Source organism: Acrocarpospora phusangensis (assembly GCF_016862995.1).
GTDB lineage: Bacteria > Actinomycetota > Actinomycetes > Streptosporangiales > Streptosporangiaceae > Acrocarpospora > Acrocarpospora phusangensis.
Genome location: NZ_BOOA01000026.1, coordinates 1 through 18,571, shown reverse-complemented (window position 1 = coordinate 18,571; position 18,571 = coordinate 1). Strand labels below are relative to the sequence as shown.

General features: G+C 71.9%; 12 protein-coding genes. 4 read left to right on the top strand and 8 right to left on the bottom strand.

All coding sequences use genetic code 11. The annotated features are described in order from the left end of the window. Genes Aph01nite_RS17245 through Aph01nite_RS17210 form a run of 8 tightly spaced genes read right to left on the bottom strand, consistent with a single transcriptional unit; the run spans window position 1 to window position 8,629 of the window. Window positions 1–1,239 carry an endonuclease/exonuclease/phosphatase family protein gene (locus tag Aph01nite_RS17245; protein WP_204041920.1) on the bottom strand — a complete coding sequence of 413 codons (1,239 nt, stop codon included), beginning with the start codon at window positions 1,237–1,239 and terminating at the stop codon, window positions 1–3. After that, window positions 1,236–2,243, bottom strand: a complete 1,008-nt coding sequence (locus Aph01nite_RS17240; RefSeq protein ID WP_204041919.1) for a class I SAM-dependent methyltransferase — start codon at window positions 2,241–2,243, stop codon at window positions 1,236–1,238. The genes Aph01nite_RS17245 and Aph01nite_RS17240 overlap by 4 nt, the downstream gene beginning before the upstream one ends. Further along, window positions 2,240–3,187, bottom strand: a complete 948-nt coding sequence (locus Aph01nite_RS17235; protein ID WP_204041918.1) for a lysylphosphatidylglycerol synthase domain-containing protein — start codon at window positions 3,185–3,187, stop codon at window positions 2,240–2,242. The genes Aph01nite_RS17240 and Aph01nite_RS17235 overlap by 4 nt, the downstream gene beginning before the upstream one ends. Continuing rightward, entirely contained in the window at window positions 3,184–4,170 is a 987-nt protein-coding gene (locus Aph01nite_RS17230) for a glycosyltransferase family 2 protein (protein WP_204041917.1), read from the bottom strand. Before Aph01nite_RS17230 ends, Aph01nite_RS17235 begins: the two co-directional genes overlap by 4 nt. 22 nt (window positions 4,171–4,192) lie before the next feature. Then, window positions 4,193–5,188 (bottom strand): glycosyltransferase family 2 protein, encoded by a 996-nt coding sequence (locus Aph01nite_RS17225; protein ID WP_239161762.1) that lies wholly within the window; start codon window positions 5,186–5,188, stop codon window positions 4,193–4,195. 52 nt (window positions 5,189–5,240) lie between these two features. Continuing rightward, window positions 5,241–6,179 carry a UbiA prenyltransferase family protein gene (locus Aph01nite_RS17220; RefSeq protein ID WP_204041916.1) on the bottom strand — a complete coding sequence of 313 codons (939 nt, stop codon included), beginning with the start codon at window positions 6,177–6,179 and terminating at the stop codon, window positions 5,241–5,243. A gap of 18 nt (window positions 6,180–6,197) precedes the next feature. Then, window positions 6,198–7,208, bottom strand: a complete 1,011-nt coding sequence (locus Aph01nite_RS17215; RefSeq protein ID WP_204041915.1) for an NAD-dependent epimerase/dehydratase family protein — start codon at window positions 7,206–7,208, stop codon at window positions 6,198–6,200. Further along, the gene (locus Aph01nite_RS17210; protein ID WP_204041914.1) at window positions 7,190–8,629 is read right to left on the bottom strand and encodes an aspartate aminotransferase family protein; all 1,440 of its coding nucleotides are present in this window, start codon (window positions 8,627–8,629) and stop codon (window positions 7,190–7,192) included. Before Aph01nite_RS17210 ends, Aph01nite_RS17215 begins: the two co-directional genes overlap by 19 nt. Window positions 8,630–8,940: 311 nt before the next feature. Here Aph01nite_RS17210 and Aph01nite_RS17205 point away from each other — a divergent pair, with 311 nt between their 5' ends. The 4 genes from Aph01nite_RS17205 to Aph01nite_RS17190 all read left to right on the top strand — a co-directional run bounded on the left by Aph01nite_RS17205 (window position 8,941) and on the right by Aph01nite_RS17190 (window position 18,285). Next, on the top strand, window positions 8,941–11,175 hold the full coding sequence (locus Aph01nite_RS17205) for an AfsR/SARP family transcriptional regulator (protein WP_204041913.1): 2,235 nt from the start codon (window positions 8,941–8,943) through the stop codon (window positions 11,173–11,175). Between the two features lie 106 nt (window positions 11,176–11,281). After that, window positions 11,282–13,795, top strand: a complete 2,514-nt coding sequence (locus tag Aph01nite_RS17200; protein WP_204041912.1) for a hypothetical protein — start codon at window positions 11,282–11,284, stop codon at window positions 13,793–13,795. 39 nt (window positions 13,796–13,834) lie between these two features. After that, window positions 13,835–15,175 (top strand): SWIM zinc finger family protein, encoded by a 1,341-nt coding sequence (locus tag Aph01nite_RS17195; RefSeq protein ID WP_204041911.1) that lies wholly within the window; start codon window positions 13,835–13,837, stop codon window positions 15,173–15,175. After that, window positions 15,172–18,285 carry a DUF7824 domain-containing protein gene (locus tag Aph01nite_RS17190; RefSeq protein WP_204041910.1) on the top strand — a complete coding sequence of 1,038 codons (3,114 nt, stop codon included), beginning with the start codon at window positions 15,172–15,174 and terminating at the stop codon, window positions 18,283–18,285. The genes Aph01nite_RS17195 and Aph01nite_RS17190 overlap by 4 nt, the downstream gene beginning before the upstream one ends. The last annotated feature ends 286 nt before the right edge of the window (window positions 18,286–18,571 follow it).

The window sequence follows — 18,571 nt, the reverse complement described above, 5'->3', positions numbered from 1 at the left end:
TCACACCTTCCCGTCGGGGGAAATGAGCAGGTCTTGGAGGTGGTGGGTGGACAAGCCCGCCGGGGACCGCAGGTCGTACCGGTGGACGGTCAGGCCGGGGGAGGTGAAGGTCCAGTCCATGCGCCAGAGGCGGAGGCCGCCGAAGGAGAGGGTCGCCGGGTAGAGGGGGCCTTCCGCCGAGGTGAGGCCGTCCATCCGGCGCAGGTGGCCCATTCCCGGCAGAGTGTTGAAATTTCCGGACGTGAGGACGGGATGGGGGTTGGCTTCGACGTCGGCCGCGAGCGCGTCGAACTGCCGTTGGCGCGCGTCGTCCATCGTCTGGATGGCCTGGTAGAAGCGCGGCGAGAGCGGGCTCTCGGTCAGGTAGAGCATGTCGAACAGGTGCACGTTGTAGACCGACACCACACGTTCGCCCATCCGGAGGTCGGTCCGCAGGGCGGCGTGCCGCCACCGGGGCGCGTACGGGTTGGCGACCGGACCCACGGCGGCCTGCGCGACCACCGGGAACCGCGAGATCGTGAGAAGCCCTTCCAACTCCGCGATGTGCCGGCCGGGAAACTCCTGGCGCAGCAGCTCCGCGTCGTCGATCGGCGTCGGCGCGCCGGGCCCGCAGCCCGAGTGCTCCTGGAGCAGGTACACGTCGGCCGCGAAGCCCTTCAGGTAGCGGAAGAACCGGTCCGCGTCGTCGGTGGTGTTCCAGCAGTACGCGTCCCACGACACGACATGCACCGCACCCGCGGGCACCGCTTCCCCGCCCCATGCGACGCCGATCCCGGCCTGGTTCACGCCGAGAACCAACGCCGCCGCGGCGAACCCGGCCGTCCAAGCGCGGACGACACCCTTGACGGCCAGAGCCGAGACCAGCAGCACGACCGGCACGGCCGCGAACAGCAGGGGCGGTACGACCAGGTCGGGCACCACCCACAGCCAGGTACGCCCGCTGAGCGCCCGCCGCAGCACGATGAGCGCCAGCGCCGCCACCGCCAGGCTGAGCAGCGCCCGATCGCGCCGCCCCGGCACCCGGCGCCGCAGCGCCACCATCGGGACGGCCGCGAGCAGCAGCAGCGGCGTCCCGAAGAAGAGCAGCAGCGGCGCCCCGCCGCCCCACCACCAGAACCGCCCGGTCAGCCAGTTGACCAGCGTGACGACCAGCCAGAGCGCCAAGGCCGTGAGGGCGGCCCGGCGCAGCATGACCGCCAGCCTGCGGCGGGGCTCGGCGCGTGCCAGTCCGGAGGTCATGCCGTACGGGCGCCGAGGCGGAACCAGAACGACGCGGGGAAGTACGTCTGGGCGAGGGAGAGGCGCTCCCAGAGCGGCCGTACGAGGGCGCTCAGCTCGGGGTCGCCGTGGATGAACGCGTTGGGCAGTTCGACGTCGTACCGGGTCCGGTCGCCCAGCAGGAAGGCGGCCAGCAGGTACTGCTCGGAGTAGTGCCGCCAGCGCCACTCCGGCGGGTAGTCGCTGGGCAGCATGATGTCGTGCAGGTGCACCAGTACGCCGGGCGGCAGCAGGGGCAGCACCTCGAAGAAGAACACGGTCACGTCCGAGCCCATCAGCACCCGGTGCGAGCCGTCCAGGAAGACGATGTCGCCGGGCTCCAGGTCGGCGAAGATCCCGAGGTCGGCGTGCTCCAGCGGGCTGCGGACGGTCACGTCGCAGAGCGCGTCGATGTGCGCGCGAGGCGCGGGGTCGATCGAGGTGATGTGGGTGCGCAGGCCGTGGTCCTGGATCGCCCGCCGGGCGAACTTGGTGGAGTTGCCCGACCCGATCTCCACGTACCGCCGCGGATCGGTCCTGGCGAGCAGGCCGTAGAGCCCCAGCGCGTCCAGCGGCGGCAGCCACCCGTTGTCCCAGTACGGCGTGGTCCCCGCCGGCCGGTCCCGGACCGGGATCTCGGCCAGGCTGTCGGCCAGGTCGAGGAAGCCAGTGAGGTGGTCGGCGTAGCGGGAGCGGTTGCGCTCCACCAGGGCGAGCAGTTCGGGGTGGTCCGGTTTGCCGTGGCCGTACCGGGGTTCGGGGTGCACGGGGTGGTCGATGAAGATGGGCCGGCGCAGGCCGAAGGCGGACAGGACGACGCCGTGCACCGCCGGGTGGCGTTCCAGCCAGGCGAACGGCCGGTCGGCGAAGGGCAGCGCGGCGAGCGCGCGCAGCAGCGCCCCGGAGACCGGTCCGGCGGGAACCTGCTGGGCCAGGTGTCTGACCTGCCCGCGCGGGTGCGCGGGCCCGTCGAGGTGAGTGGTCAAGAGGAGGCTCCTTCCGGGAGGGGGGAACGGCGCCGGGCGGCCCAGGTCAGCAGCCCGAGGACGGCGGCGGTGGAGAGGACGTCGGCGGCGGTGATCAGCACCCGGCTCAGCGCGACCAGAGTGATCAGGCCGGGCCCGGTCAGCAGGGTGGCGAGAGTGAGGCCGAGCACGACCTCGCGCGGGCCGAGCCCGGAGGGCATGACCAGGCTGAAGATGCCGGCCACGGTGGCCAGCGCGAACCCGCCGACGCCCACCGACAGCGCCCCGGCGGGCGGGGCGCCGAGCGCGACCGCCAGCACCGACACGTGCACGCCGCTGATCAGCCAGCCGAGCGTCATCAGCCCGGTGACCGCGAACAGGGTACGGCGGGGCGGCAGCACGACCGGGGACGACTCCCCCCGGCGCAGCAGCCGCTGGGCCACTCCCAGCAGCCGCCCGAGCAGTCCGGGCGCGGCCAAGGGCACCAGGGCCGCTCCCAAGAGGGGCAGCAGCGCCCACCAGATCGGGTCGGCGGCCACCAGCCAGGGCAGCGCGACCAGCCCGACCCCGAGCCCGGCCACCACCCCCAGCCCCTGGCTGGCCACGAACGCCCCCGCCAGCCGGGCGGACGACTCGCCCAGCGGCCGGGCCATCGCGGCGTGCGCGACCGCCGGCCAGACCCCGCCGGGCAGGTAGCGGGTGATGCCGGCGAGGAAGAAGACGCGGCCGGCGACCGGCAGGGGCAGGCGGGTGCCGAGACCGGCGAGCAGCATGCGCCACCCGAAGAATCCGGGCACGCCGCCGACGGCCGCCAGGGCCGCCGCGAGGAGGGCGTTGGACCAGCCGACCAGGCGGAGACTGTCGGCCACGCCGTGCCGTACCCGCCAGAGCTGGTAGGCGAGGAAGGCGAGGACACCCACGACGGCGGCCACGCGCAGCACGGCGAAGAGACGGGAACGGGTCATGCGGGAGCCTTGACGTAGAGGCGGCGGAAGGAACGGGAGGTCAGCCACTGCGCGATGCCCACGGTGGCGCCGGCGGCGATGGTCAGGTTGACCAGGAAGTGCATGGCGACGAAGTAGAGGGCGAAGGCGGCGGAGCGGCTGGCGAAGACGAACCGGTACATGCGGCGGTCCACCCCCAGGTACGACACGAACAGCAGCAGCGGCAGCACCGCCGTCCAGGCCAGGCCGGTCAGGAACGGCACGGGCAGGGTGGCGGCCGTGAGGGCGGCGGCCAGGCTGGCGCCGGACTCCGGGGAGCCGATCACGCCCGCCGCGTACCGGCGTTGCAGGAAGAAGGGCACGTGCACGCGGGTGCGGGTGAACACCTTGCGGAGCGCCACCCGCAGCGACGCGTCGTCGTCGTGGCGGCCGCGCACGGCCGAGGTGAGAATCACCTCGTACCGCTCGGTGAGGCGTTCGCCGACGTCGGCGCCCTCGGACTGGGTGAGCGCGGCCGTCCACGGCCCGACCTCCGCCCACACGGCGGTGGGCACGGCGATGATGGCGACCGGCAGGAATCCTTTGATCGGGCCTTCGGCCACCAGGTACCAGTAGTGCCGGTAGAGGTTCCGGTACTCCCGTACCAGGCTGACGCGGTTGAGCGGGATCGCCTCGTAGTTGCCGCAGACCGCGCCGATCCGGGGGTCGGCGGCGAGCATCGCCACCGCCTCGGCGACCGCGTCGGGGGCCAGCGCCACGTCCGAGTCCAGGAAGAACAGCACGTCGCCGCGGGCGTGCTCGACACCGAGGTTGCGGGCCACGGCGACACCCCCGTTGCGGGGGGTGCTCAGCACCGGCACGCCCATGGCCGTGGCCACGGCCACCGAGTCGTCGGTGCTGCAGTCGTCCACCAGGACGATCTCCAGATTGGGGTACGTCTGCGCCCGCACCGCCTCCAGGCACTGCCCCAGCACGTACCCGTAGTTATAGTTGGGAATGATCACTGAGACCAGCGGATCCATCCGTTCACCAGCCTTTCGAGGGGTCGACCGACCGGCGCGTCGGCCCGAAGGAGGAGTCGAGCGCGGCGCGCAGCCCGCCCACGGCGGCCCCCGACAGCTGGGCCGTGTGCGCGAGGAAGTGCACTGCGACGAAATAGAGCAGGAATCCCGGCCCGCGCTCGCGCAGCACGAACCGCGCCAGTCCCGGATCGGCGACCGCGAACAGCCCCAGGAACAGGCCGGTCGGCCAGAGCACGCCGAACGGCAGCAGCGGCAGGCTGGCCAGGGTGAGCGCGGCGGCGAGCACACCCCCGACACGGTTGACCTTGAGGGCGCCCGGCCGCAGGCGGTTGCGCGCGGAGAAGCGCAGCAGCTGCGCCCGCCGGTACTGCTCGGCCAGCAGCGGCAGCAGCCGGTCCGCCTCGTCGTGCCGGCCGGTGATCTCGCCGGAGAGCCGGATGCGGTGCCGCGCCAGCAGGCGTTCGCTGTACTCGTCGTCCTCGGCGCTGCGCAGCTTGGGGTCGAACGGGCCGACCTGCTCGAACACCCGGCGCGGCAGGGCCGCCAGCGCGAACACGGCGGTCGCGGTGAGGCCCGCGCCCCGGCTGAGCGCGTGGTGCAGGTGCAGCGTCCGGTAGACCTCCACGGGGCCGTCGGGAATGAGCGGCTCCTTGGCGTACACGCCGTAGACGCAGCCGCAGTCCGGGTCGTCCGCGAGCAGGCGCACGGCGGCGGCCACCGCGTCCGGCGCCAGGCCGACGTCGGAGTCCAGGAAGAACAGGACCTCGCCGCCACTCGCCGCCGCGCCCGCGTTGCGGGCCGCCGACACTCCCTGGTTGTACGGCTGCGCGAGCACCCGGCACGGGAACCCGGCGGCGATCTCCCGGGTACGGTCGGTACTGGCGTCGTCCACCACGATCACCTCCAGCGGACGATGGGTCTGCGCCAGCGCCGATTCCAGGCACAGGCGCAGCGTCTTGGCCGCGTTGTGCGCCGGGATCACGATCGATACCAGGGTCATGGCGCTCTCCTTCGTTGTCGAGTCCCGTTCGTCCCTTGAGTCCCGCAGGCTGTCAGCGCAGCAGCGTGGCGGCCAGCGCGGGATGGCGGGCCAGCACGAAGGTCGCGCCGAGCACGACGGCCAGCGCCAGCCCGGTGACGGTCAGGCCGCGGTCCTGGAGCACGCCCCGGACCGGGTCGCCGCCGCCTCCGTCGACCAGCACCACCTGGAGGTAGCGGAACAGCGCGAACAGGACGAACGGCGTGGACAGCAGCATCGCGGCCAGGCCGTACGGGCCGAAAGGGGCTTCGGTGCGCAGGTAGATCAGGCCGGCGACGGCGGCGAGCACGCTGGTCAGCTGGAGCAGGTGGCCGGTCAGCTCCACCGAGTAGCCGCGCAGCGCGGGCCGGTGGTCGGGCCCGCTCTCCAGCAGCTCCCTGCGGCGTTTGCCGATGACCAGCAGCAGCGCCAGCGAGAACACGGTCACCACCAGCCAGCCGGAGATCGGCTCGCCGATGGCCGCGTACCCCTGCACGACCCGCAGCGCGAAACCGAGCGCCACCGTGCCCACGTCGATGAGCGGGATGTGCTTGAGCGAGCGGCTGTAGGCCACGTTCAGCGCCAGATAGGCCAGCAACGGCCAGTACGGCCGTCCGGGACCCACCGCGATCACCAGGCCGAGCAGGACCAGCAGCGCGGTCTGGAACAGCTGCGCGGCCCGGACCGGCACGCGGCCGGAGGCGATGGGCCGATGCCGCTTGACGGGATGCAGGCTGTCGCGGTGGCGGTCGGCCAGGTCGTTGCCGATGTACACGCAGGCTCCGGCCAGGACGAAGCCCGCGACGGCCCAGGACACCCGGCCGAGGGAGGCTAGGCTCCAGCTGCCGGTGTCGAGCAGGGCCAGCGGCACGAGCAGCACGCTCTTGGCCGCGTGCAGGGGGCGGACCAGGGCGATCAGGTCCCTGACCGGTCCCGGCCGCGCCTGCTGCCGCGGTTCCTCGATGACGCGCATGGGGCACCTCCGGCCGGGTCAGAAGAAGAACTTCGCGAGGGACAGCGCGCCCTGCCGCCAGGCGTCCTTGCTGGTGCGGCCGCCCGGGGACGGCGGCCCCGCGTGCTCGCGCCACCAGGCGTAGGTGGCCAGGATCGCGTCCCGGTTGGACCTGCGCGGCTCGAAGCCCAGCCGCTCGCGGGCCTTGTCGACGCTGACGTAGGAGTCGTCGAGCAGCTTGTAGAGCAGCCGGTCGTAGACGGGCGAGAGCCCTGTCCGGCCCAGCAGGCGCAGCACGGCGAGGGCCGGCCTGGCCGGGAGCGCGACCACCCGCTTGCCGTGCCCGGCGGCGTCCAGCACGGCCTGGAAGTCCTGCCGCAGCGTGGCGAACTCGCTCGCGGCGATGTTGTAGGTGTCGCCGGCCACCTCGTCGGGTGCGCGCAGCACGAGCAGGACCGCGTCCACGAGGTCGTCGATGGACAGCATCTGGATGCGGGTGTCGCCGCGGCCGAGCATCGGGAAGCCGCGCCCTTCCTCGGCCCATTCGAAGAGCATCGCGAACAGGCCCATGCGGCCGGGGCCGAGGAAGGTCTTGGGGCGCAGGATGGGCACGCACAGGCCGTCCGCCCGGAACTTCTCGGCCACCTCCTCGGCGGCCGTCTTGGCCCTGCTGTACGGGTCGACGGGTTGCCGGGGGTGGTCCTCCGGAGTGGGGACCAGTTTGGGCAGGCCGTACACGGCGGTGGAGGAGATGTGCACGGCGCGGGGGACGCCGGCGTCGAGGCAGGCGCGGAGCACGCTGCGGGTGCCTTCCACGATCACGTCGCGGATCTCGTCGTCGGGGTAGCTGGGCAGCGCCGAGGCGCAGTGCACGACCGCGTCGGCGCCGGCCACCAGCGCGGTCATCCGGGCGGTGTCCCTGATGTCGGCGACGGCGTCCGAGCCGACGAGGTCCACGCCGAGCACGTCGTGGCCGGTCTCGGCGAGGCGCAGGCACAGGGTCGAGCCCAGCATGCCCGCGCCGCCCGTCACTACGACGCGACCGGCCATCGCGGCGCCACCTTCTCCCGCACGAACCGGGTGAGCAGCCGGAACAGGCCCTGGGCGAGCGTCTTGTCGAGGCTGTCCAGGAAGTACTCCACGTCCTCGGGTTCGACCACCAGGGGCGGCGCCGCCACCAGCGGGTTGTCGCCGTTGAGGGTGTAGTAGCAGTAGATGCCGTGGTCGCGGTAGAGCGCGTCGATGACCGAGCAGGTGATGAGTTTGACCCGGAAGCGCGGGTCGCGGGCCAGGCCGCGCGGCGCGAGCTTGGTGGCCAGGTCGAGGATCTTCGGCCCGCCGTCCAGGAAGATCCCGTAGAGCGCGCCGGAGCCCCGGACTGCGGCCACCGTGCCCGGGTTGGCCTTCCTGATCCGGTCCAGCCCCGGCGCCAGGACGCGCTCGATCTCCCTGGCCCGGCGCGGGTAGTCGTCCTCGACGACGATGTTCACCGCCTCGATCGCGGTGGCGGTCTCCTCCCCGAACCCGTAGTAGGTGGTGCTGGTGCTGTGCATCAGCGAGTCGGCCAGATTGTCGTACGCCTTCCGGAACACCGGTTCCCTGGCGACGTACGCGGAGATGGACGACTTGCCGCCGCCGAACGACTTGGACGTGGTGACGACGTCGGGGATGAGGCCGGGATAGCGCATGAAGTAGAAGAGGCTGCCGGTCTTGCCCCAGCCGGTGTAGATCTCGTCGAAGATCAGCACGATGTCGTTCGCGTCGCAGAGTTCCCGCAGGCCGCGCAGGAACTCCTCGGTGCACGCGTTCATGGTGGAGGCGCTGAACGGTTCGATGAGGATCGCGTACACGTCGCAGCCGCCGCCGGGCTTGCGGGCCGCGGCGACGGCGGCGCGCACGGCGGCGAGGTCGCCGTACGGGAAGGTCCCCACGCCGGGGATGCCGGGGAAGGTGAAGGTCTGGTGCGCGCCGGTGAGGCTGCCCGAGCCCAGCAGCTTGCCGTGGAAGGCGATGTCGGCGCGCAGGATCCGGCCGCGTTTGCCCTGGTGGTACTTGTAGGCCAGTTTGACCGCGCCCTCGACCGCCTCCGCGCCGGAGTTGGGGAAGAACGACATGGTCAGGTCGCCGGGCAGCAGCTGGGCGAGATTGTGGCCGAGAGCCGCGACGTACGGCGAGAAGTAGGTTTTGTGCACCTCCATGCGCTGCCGCTCCTGGAACCGCTGGCGGGCGGCCAGGATGCGCGGGTGGTTGTGGCCGTGGTTGAGCACGCCGACGCCGCCGGTGAAGTCGAGCACGCGCCGGCCGCTCCGGGTCCAGAGCCAGGCGCCCTCGGCGCGGTCCACCAGCTCCCGGCCGAAGCCGAACGAGGTCATCAGGGACACCTGGCTGCGGCTGACGTGCTTGCGGTAGAGGTCGTGGACGTCCTCCGTGGTGAGCTGCTCGCATTCGTCGATGCTGATCAACTCGGACATGCGCTCTCCCTTCTGGCCGGCCGGGCGACGGCGCCGGCCCGGACCCGGAACGACGATGCGGCGAGGTCATCAAGCGGCGGTAAAGGCGACGCTTGACATGAGGAGCCCTTCTCACATGGTGAGAAAAACAGGGCGCTCGTTATAGTTTGGTTATAGGCCCGAAACCCGGATTGTGGCGGGGAAGAGAAATCCGAAATTCAGATATGCGCAGGTCGCAATCAATGACCCACGGGACGGGATGGAAGGGCGTGCCGGGCGCGACAGAAATCCGCGTATCCCAATATGCGAACAATGTGTGATATGGCCGGTCCATGCGGTTTCGAGTTCTGGGAACGCTTGAAGTCCGCTCCGACAACCATCGGGTGGTCCGGCTTGGCGCGGCCAAGCAGCGCGTTCTGCTGGCCGTTCTGCTGCTCCACGTCAACCGGCCGGTGCCCGTCGACCAGATCGTGGAAGCACTGTGGCCACAGCGGCCCCCGCGCACCGCGGCGGTCGCGCTCCGGACGTACGTGTCCGCGCTCCGTCAGGTCCTCGGGCTGGCGGGCAGGGCCGATCCGCCGTTGTTGTCCACCGTGCCGGGCGGCTACCAGATGCGGCTCTCCCCCGCCGATCTGGACCTGCTCACCTTCGAGGAGTTGTCCGACCAAGGGCGGCGCGCCCTGACCGACGGCCAGCCGGTGCTGGCCTCCGAGCGGCTGCGCGGCGCGCTCGGGCTGTGGCGCGGCCGGCCGTTCGAGGACGTGACGCTCGACCCGCGCCTGGGGGCCGAACTGATCCGCTTGGAGGAGCGCAAGCTGGCCACCCAGGAGACCTGGATCGAATCCCAGCTCGCGCTCGGGCACCACGGCGACCTGCTGGCCGAGCTGGGGGCGCTGGTCGCGGAGCAGCCGCTGCGGGAACGGCTGCAGGCGCACTGGATGCTCGCGTTGTACCGCTCCGGCCGGCAGGCGGAGGCGTTGCGGGTCTATCGCGAGCTGCGCCGTACGCTGATCAGGGAGCTGGGGATCGAGCCGAGCCCGCCGTTGCAGCGCCTCCACCACCAGATCCTGGCCGGCCACGCCGACCTGGCCGCCCCCGCCGGACCCCAGCCCGCCACTCCCCGGGAACTCCCCCGCGACATCGCCAGCTTCACCGGCCGCGCCGCCGAACTGCGATTCCTGTACGGCACCGCCGACGCCGGCGACCCCGCCCCCGTGATCGCCGCCATCGACGGCATGGCCGGCGTCGGCAAGACCACCCTGGCCGTGCACGCCGCCCACCAGCTCGCCCACCGGTACACCGACGGCCAGCTCTTCGTGGATTTGCGGGGGTTCACCCGGGGCGGGTCGCCGATGGACCCCGCCGACGCGCTCGACCAGATGCTCCGCTCGCTGGGCGTGCCCGGCGAGCGCATCCCGCACGACTCCGACGCCCGCGCCGCCCTCTACCGGACCCTGCTGGCCGGCAAGCGGGTGCTCATCCTCCTCGACAACGTGGCCGAGGAGGCACAGGTACGGCCCCTGCTGCCCGGCGCGCCCAGCTGCCTGGTCCTGGTCACCAGCCGCCGCCGGCTGGCCGGCCTGGAGGACGTGCGGCCGCTCACCCTGGACGTGCTGCCCCGCCAGGACGCGGTCACCCTGTTCGCGCGCACCGCTGGCGAGCAGCGGGTCAGCGGCGAGCCGCCCGGCCAGCTGGCCGAGATCGTGGAGCTGTGCGGCCGGCTGCCGCTGGCCATCAGGATCGCCGCCGCGCGGCTGCGGGTCCGGCCCGGCTGGACCCCCGCCCACCTGGCCGACCGCATGCGCGACCACCAGCACCGGCTCGGCGAGCTAGAAGTCGGGCATCTCAGCATCACCGCCGCCCTGGACCTCTCCTACCACCACCTCACCCCCGGCCAGCAGGACATGTACCGCCTGCTCGGCCTCCACCCCGGCCCCGACATCGAGCGGTACGCGGCGGCCGCCCTGGTCGGCACCACCGCCGAGCACGCCGCCAGGCTCCTGGACGACCTGGTCGACGCCCACCTGCTCCAGGAGCCCGCGCCCGGCCGTTACCGGTTTCACGACCTGCCCCGGGCCCACGCCACCGCCACCCTCGGCGACGAGGACACCGACCAGGACCGCCGTACGGCGCTGACCCGGCTGTTCGACCACTACATCCGGACCGCGTCCACCGCCATGACCACCGCCCACGCGCACGACTCCGGCCGCGCCCAGGCCCGGCGGGCGGCGACGGAGTGGCTGGACGCGGAACTGATCAACCTGCTCGCCACCGCCGTGCACGCGGCCCGCCACGGGTGGCCCGCCCACGCGCTGGACCTGTCCGCCACCCTCCACCGCCACCTGCACGAGCGGGCCCGCTACAGCGACGCGCGCACCCTGCACCGCAGCGCCCTGACCGCCGCCCGCGCGATCTCCATCCGGGACCGGGAGCTGGCCGCGCTCTGCGACCTGGGCGACGGGCATCTGGCGCAGGGGCGGTTCCGGTCGGCGGCCGAGTACTTCGAGCGGGCGCTGATGATCGCCCACCCCATCGGCAACAGAGACGAACTGTCACCTCGGCAGTAGGTCCGTGATCGGTGGCGTGCGTGAATCATGGGGGCGCAAGATCGTACGCGGCTGGGGGTTAGGACATATGTCGACATGGAAGAACACGGGTTCGACGCCGAGAAGGATGGGGGTCCTGAACGTCCAGGGCGCGCCGGAGCCGAAGCCGACTCCGGAGAAGAAGCAGCGAAAGCCCAAGAAGACCACGTCCGCGCTGTCCCTGAGGCTGGCGCGATTCCCCGACGACCACGACGACGACGGCATCCCGATCTTTCACCGGGAGGAGGTCGAGGCCATCGACTCGGACTCGTCCGAGGAATCCCCGCCGGCGATCTTCCGGTCGAGGAAACAGCCGCTGCCGATCGTGCGGGGCAAAACCCCACCGCAGAAGATTCCCGCGAAACCGCAGGCCCGTCCGACTCCCCGCCAGCAGATCGTGATCCCGGACTCGCCACCCCGCACCACGTCGCGCAGCACCAGGATCGTGATCCCGGAATCCCCGCCTCGCAACACTGGGATCTTCATTCCGGACTCCCCGCCCCGCGACGACGCGCGCAATACAGGGCGTGGCAGTGGGATCGTCATTCCGGAGTCCCCGCCCCGCGACGACGTCTTCGGCGGCCCGTTCATGGTTCCCGACTCCCAACCTGACGAGAACTACGGGGATTACGCGTTCTCGGACGAGGAAATGGTCCAGAGCTTCGACCAGGATGAACCGAAGGACCGGGAGACCGATTTCCTTCCGCGCGAAACGGAGGTCGTGATCCGGGATGACGACGAATTCGTCCTGGAGGAGAAAGATCCCGTCGTCACCGCCGACATCCTGTCCGACGACCCGACGCCCGTCATCGCCGCGCCGACGCCGGAACCGAAGATTCCGCCGAGGTTCGCGGCGCTGAAGGGGCGGATGTCGTACCGGAATCTGACGGCTCTGGCGCAGTTCGTCAGCGACAATCCCGACCTGGTGGCCGAACTGCTCAGGACGCTCGATTCCCCGGACGCTCCCGCCGGTCCGGTGGCGCGGTACTGGCTGTCCAAGGTCCGGGAAGTCGTTCCCGACTCGACGGACACGCTGGCGATGCTGGGGCCGCACGCGTACCAGGCCGATCCGTTCTGGGCGGTCGTCGGCAAGGCGCTGAACGTGCGCGCGACCGGGGCTTTCGATGTCCTGGGCGAATACAGCTGGGCGTCGCGCAACAACCCGGCCGCCCTGGACCCGTTTCTGAAGTCGACCGACCGAGGGGCCGTCCGGCAAAGGATCGCGCTTCTCACCCAGAACCAGGCGTTGCCGAACAAGGGCCCCACGTTGGATCTGGCGTCGATGGACGAGGACAAGAGCCTCCCCGAATGGAACTCGACACGGCAGGCGGCCCAAGGTTGGCTGAAGGAACGGATAGAGGCGCGGCAGCGGGAGCTGCTCGCGGAGCACGGGTCCTACAAGGACTGGATGAAGAAGCTCGGCGAGGACGATTCGCTCAGCTACGCGCGTTCGCTGGACCGGCTGGCCGACGTGCTCACCACGTACTGGCCGGACCGTGTGGTCGTCGCCGTGCTCCACAAGGAACGCGAGATCGGCATCTGCGCCAACTTGCCGGACAAGGGCATGTGGAAGGACCTGGAGGCGCTGCTGGCGGCGTCGCGGTTGAGGGGCCCGGCAGCTGAACAGGCGGAACAGAGTCTGCTGAGACACATGGCGGAGCGCTTGAAGAGAACGGATCAGCGGCCGATCAAGAGTTCCCACGAACGCACCAAGATCCGGCTGCGCAAGACGCTCGCCTTCCTCCGCGACCTGGAGGAGAAGCACGGCCGCATCCGGGTCGTCGCCTACGACGACGACCTCCCCAAGCGGTACGGCACCCCGCAGCAGATCCATGCGGAGATGCAGGCACTGGCCGTCGCCCTGGCCAGGCAGAAGGGGGCCAACCTGGGCGTCTCCAAACTCTGCTGCATCAAGTGCTGGCTGATCCTCAACGATGTCTATCCGACGGTCTTCGACCGGCGATTCGCCACCCACATGACGACCTACCCGTGGCCCACCTCGGATCTGCTCCAGGATGTGGACACGCTGCGCACACTGTTCACCGGCCCGCCCCCCGTTCCGCAGCAGGTGGTGAACGCGCTGGACTCGGAACGCGGCAGGACCGCGCTGGTCAGGGCCATCTTCAACGTGAAGGCGAAGTCGCCCGCGCCGGACACCGGGTACGCGTCGAGCCAGGAGAGCCAGCCGTCCCTGCCGCCCGCGCTCCTGGAGCCGGACCTGCCGGCGGACGACGAGCCGAAGGCGTTCCAGGACTATCTCGACAGCGACGCGGCGCTGACCCCGGAGGAGGAGGCCGCCCGCTGGGGTGACCACCCACGTCCTCTCGCGCCGAAGACCCCCGGACCGAAGATCGTGGACGGACGGTTCGTCAAGGCCAAGGGGACGACGACGAACCTGCCCGACCAGGGATCGATCAGCATGACGGGCATCCCCCAGATCACCGTCCCCAAGACCCCGAAGATCCAGCCCGCCAAACCCACCAAAACCGTCGCCCAGAAGACTCCCGTCAGAACCGGAAGGACCGAGCAGCGCGAGGAGACGGATCGTAAGCGCAAGCGGTCGAGCGGCAGCGGATCACCCGCCGCCAAGCGCTCCAAGTAGGTCCCGATTCTGTCGGTGGTGATCTCTAGTGTCCGGCGCATGACAAGTGTGACGCAGGCCTACAGATACACCGCGCCCTCCCGTCTGGTGGACGGGCGGCTGGGATTGTCGACGTCCGGCGGGACGGCGCTCAGCGGTCCCGCCCTCGCGCCGAAGTTCTTCAGCGGCGCGGTGACGCAGGCGGCGCCCGCCGCGGCCGCCCTGCTCGGGGTGGCCGACGTGGCTCTCACCCGCTACCACCAGCCGCGCCCCGGCTGGACCCGCGACCCCGTGGTGACGTGCGGCGGCGACCGGCTCAGGTTCGAGTCGTTCTCGGCCTGCGGCGGCGTCTACGCCCGGCTCGACCTGCTCGGCGGCGCGCTGGACGGCGAGGTCTTCGACCGGGGCACGACGAACGTGGACGTCAACGGCCCGCTGCGGGAGGCGCTGGCCCGGGTGGGCGCGCGCGACGGCCTCCACCTGGGCGTCGGCGCGGACGAGCTGACCGTGACCACCCTCGACGGCGCGGTCGTGGAGAAGAAGGTGCCGCTGCCGGAGCGGTGGCTGCGCGGCTTCGCCGAGGTGCAGGTGATCGCGGCGGGCATGGACCTGCGCGCCGAACTGCCCGCCGTCAACGCGGTGCGCTTCCTGCGCTCGCTGCCCAAGCGGGCCAACGCCACCCTCTGGGTCTTCCCCACCGGCCGGGACCTGCGGGTCGGCGACCGCCCCGGCCCCGGCGGGGTGTGCCTGTCCGGCGCCGGCCGGCTCGCCACGCTCCTGCCCCTGCTCCGCTTCGCCAGAAGCCTCAGGGTGTACGGCCCGGCCGCCACCGACGGCCCCGCCTCCAGCGCGTGGGAGCTGGAACTGCCCGGCATGCGCTACACCCTGGCGCTCTCGCCGGAACGCTGGCGCGGCTTCTCCGGCGAGGGCGCGGTCCTGGCCGACCTCGCCACCGACGAGGCCGAGTCCGACGCCGACGTGGTGGGCATGCTGCTCAACTTCGAGCCGGAGGTGGAGATCGGCCTGCTGGCCGACCGCGCGGGCCTGTCCGTCGCGCGGGTCCGGGCCGCCCTCACCCAGCTCGGCACGGCCGGCCGCGTCGGGTACGACCTGGCCGACGCCGCCCACTTCCACCGCGAACTGCCTTACGACAAGGAGCACGTGCAGCATCTCAATCCGCGGCTGACCTCGGCCAGGAAGCTGGTCGAGGCGGGTGCCGTACAGGTGGAGGGGGAGACGGCGCGGGTGCGTACGGACGGCGGGGTGCGGGAGGTGGGGCTGGCCGACGGGTCGTGCACCTGCCCGTGGTGGTGGGATCACCGGGGTTCGCGCGGACCGTGCAAACACGTGCTGGCCGCCCGGATGGTCGCCCGCGCCGCCCTCGTGGTGGTGGCCGGATGAGCGTGTGGCAGGAGGTCCGCGACCTCATCACCGGGCGCAAGTCGGCCGAACTGACCGACCGGGTGATCGCGCTGACCGACGCGGAGCGGGCCGAGGTCGCCAAGGAGCTGCCGGGGTTTCTGAAGGAGTTACGCACGACTGCCCTGGAGATGGCCAGGGAGAGCTGGGGCCGCGACAACGGGTACGGCTCGAACAGGGACAACTGGCCCTCATGGGCGCGGACGGACACCCACTGGGAGATCCGCGAGGCGGTGAGCGAGGCGCTCGCCGAGTTCGGGAAGCTGCTGCGCGTCACGGGCGCGGGCACGATCTCCGGACCGGCCGCCGCGGCCGCCTGGCTGACCCGCCGGGAGTTCGACCCGCGGTGGGAGGAGCGGCGGGACTTCACCGACGTGATCCGGGTGCTGACGGCCCGGCCGGTCGAGTGGCAGGCCGACGTGGCGGCCCGGCTGGCGGAGAAGATCCGTACCGGGCGGGACCGGGTGGTGCCGCTGGTGCTGGCGCTGCTGCGGGCTTCCGGGGCCGAGCCGCCCAAGCACGATCCGCTCGTGATCGCGTGGCTGTCGGCCGGCGTGGTGCGCGACGATCCGCTGATGGGCACGATGCTGCCGCGGATCTTCGAGGCGGAGGGCGCGGGCAGGGCCCTCATGGAGGAACGGCTGGATCCCCGGCCGACGCCGTGGCTGGCGGCCGTCAAGCGGCTGCTGGCGGCCGGAAAGCTGTCACGCGCCGAACTGCTGGACGGCTGCGTGAGCCGGTTCCTGCGCGGCGGCGACGCGGTCAACCTGCGCTTCTTCGTACGCCTGCACGAGCTGGTGGATCCGGCTCCGGAGGAGTCCGCCGGCCGGGCGCGCGACTATCTGCGGCTGCTGCCGGCCGCGCCGGGACCAGTCGCCGACATGGCGCTGGCGCAGGTGCGCCGTACCGGCCCGCACGACAGCGCCGACGTCGCGGAGGCGATCGGCGCGCTGACCTTCCGCGCCGAGGCCAAGCTGGCCCGCGCGGGCCTGACCTGGCTGGACAAGTCGGTACGGACGGCGGACGCGCCCGTCGAGGAGCTGGCGCAGGCCCTCGTCACGGCCTTCGCCCACACCTCCTTCGACGTCCGGCGCCGCGCGGCCGAACTCGCGCTCAAACACGCCAGGCTCTTCGCCCCCCACGCGACGCTGATCGCGGACGCGGTGCCCCTGCTGCCGGCGGACCTCGGCGAGCAGGTGGCCGCGACCTTCGGCGGCGACGCCGCGGGCGCGGACCCGGAGCTGTTCACGCCGGGAACCCTGCCCGCCCGCACCGAACCCGGCCCGTTCCCCGAGCCCGCCCTGGGCGGCTGGAACATCTCCACCTGGGTGGACACGGAACGCTGGCTCGCCTACGTCGTGGCGCACGCCGGCCGGGACCGCGCCGCCCTCCGCGAGCAGCTGGCGCCGTCGTTCACGGACTCCTACCCCTACCTGTACGGCCAGGAGCGCTGGCACAACTCCTCCGACTGGATCGCCGCCCTGGCCAAAGAGGTGATCAGCCCCGGCACCGATCCCGGCATGCCCGACCCGGAGCCGGTCGACCCCTGGGCGCACACGAGCTTCTCGGTGCACGTCGGGGTCCTGTCGCCCGAGAAGGCGGCAGAGCTGGAGCGGCAGTACGCGGCGGAGCAGGAAGAGTCCCAGGCATCAGCTGGAGCCGAGATCTCCGACGCTGACGTTTCCGCCGCCGAGGTTTCCAAGGCTGACATTTCCGGGGCTGACATTTCCGGGGCTGACGTCCCCGAGGCTGAGGACGCGGAGTGCGAGCGGGCGTTCGGAGAGCTCCCCGACCACGTGCGTGCGGAGATCTTCCGCCAGCTCGAGGAGATCGGCGTCTCGGCCGAACGGATCGCGGCGATGCGGGACGGGCTGCCCATGCCCCCCGAGGGTCCCGACGAACCCCACTACACCGTGCAGATCGGATACTCCGGCTGGGGACCGATGTTCGGCGAGCCCCGGACACCCGATCCCGCCGTGGAGTTCCGCAGGCGGCACCGCATCCCGGAGCCCCAGCAGGTCTCCCCGCCGGACATGTTCCTGCTGCACCGGCTCAGCGAGCTGTATCTCGCGCTGCGCGCGGGCACGCTGCCGCCCGTCCTGCTGTCCACGCCCACTGTGATGAGCGGCCATCTCGACCCCGGCGTCCTGGTGGACCGCCTGAAGGTCTGCGCGGCGGCGGGCGTCGAACCGCTCCCCGCCGACCTGCAGCAGGCTCTGCTGCGCGTGCCGAGGGGCAGCCACCCGGAAGCGGCGGAACGCGCCGCCGAGATCGGCTCGCCGGCGGGCGCCTCGGTCGCCACCTGGCTGGCGGGCGGCGGCCTGCCCGACCCGGAGGCCGGGTTCAGGTGGGGGTACGTCGAGGGCGCCAGCGAGTATTTCTACGACGAGCGCGAACCAGGACACGTCGGTCAGGTCCGGCTGCGGCCGGTGCTGCGGGCGGAGCCGACCGGGCACGAGCTCATCGACGGCCTGCTGGCGGAACCGTCACCGTGGCGCTGGGACGAGCACGGCGGCGCGATGGGCTGGTGGCCGGCCGTCCTGCCGTCGCACCGGGAGGTCGTCGCCGTCAACTACCTGCCCCACCTGCTCTACCAGTGGAACCACCCGGGGGTGTACCCGCCGTACCTGGCGGCGCTGGCCGACGCGGACGGGCCGGTCGGGGACGCGACCGCGATCATCCTGGCGTACTTCCTGGCCGAGCGGTCGCCGGACGCGGTGCCGTTGCTGCTGCGCATGGCGGCCAGGGGGGATCTGCCGGCGGAGGCGGTCGGGCGGCAGCTCGCGCTGCTGATCCGGCGTACCTGGTTCGAGGGGCGGCCGGTGCTGGCCTGTCTCACCGAAGCCGCCCGCCAGGGCGGGCACGAGCAGGTCTGGGAGATCCTCCGGAGCATGCTGCCGGTCCTGCTGCCCGAGGAGGACGAGCGGCCGACGGTCGTGTACTCGGAGGCGGTGGCGCTCGCCGCCGACGTGGCGGCCTGGGTGAAGGCGCGGGGGGAGATCCCCGCCGTCTCCGCGCACGCGGCCAGTGGACGGAACAGCCGTTTCGCCCGTGAATGCGTCCGCCTGCGGGACCAGCTCACCCGCATGTAGCTCTTCGCGCAACCGTAAGACGCGCACCGTGGCGACGGTGCGCGTCTTACGGGCGGCATGCGCGGGTACGGTTGAAGGACTTGCTGTCATCGGCTGACACATTCCCCACCCGCCCACCGGCAGGGAAGATGTCGGTCATGACGGACAGTCCGCGCGATCCCCACCCCGACTCCGCGCTGCGGCTCGACGCCCGCGCCAGGGACCGGCTGGCGGCGGTCGTCCTGGACGCCAACGCGTACGGCAACGCCAAGCCGGACCTGGCCGACCTGGAACGGATGGCGCTGCG